Source organism: Sphingomonas sp. CCH9-E2, from assembly GCF_001557215.1.
Classification (GTDB): domain Bacteria; phylum Pseudomonadota; class Alphaproteobacteria; order Sphingomonadales; family Sphingomonadaceae; genus Sphingomonas.
The window spans coordinates 1-307 of the sequence record NZ_LSJM01000050.1 but is presented as its reverse complement, the minus strand read 5'-3'; the positions used below and the strand labels follow the sequence as shown (position 1 = coordinate 307).

The following is a 307-nucleotide window of genomic DNA, read 5'->3' as shown; positions in this document are numbered from 1 at the left end:
AACCCACCCCGCGCGCTGCCCCGAAGAAGCCCGGCTCGGCGCAGCCGCGACGCAGCGGCTGCACGCGCTGCTCAACAGCGGCGCGGTCACGCTCCACCCGATCGACCGCGATACCGACCGCTATGGCCGCAAGCTGCGCCGGGTCGAGGTCAATGGCCGCGGCGTTGGCGACACGCTGATCGCCGAGGGGCTGGCACGCCCCTATCGCGGGCGCCGCATGGGCTGGTGCGTCTAAGCATATCGACATTCGAGAATCCTCCCCCGCCAGGGGGAGGTGGCGCCGAAGGCGACGGAGGGGGAGGACGGC

General features: G+C 72.3%; 1 protein-coding gene. It reads left to right on the top strand.

What is annotated here, in order from left to right; all coding sequences use genetic code 11:
- A partial coding sequence (locus tag AX681_RS02650; RefSeq protein ID WP_197424211.1) for a thermonuclease family protein occupies positions 1–235 on the top strand: 235 nt, incomplete at its 5' end.
- Positions 236–307: the final 72 nt, after the last annotated feature.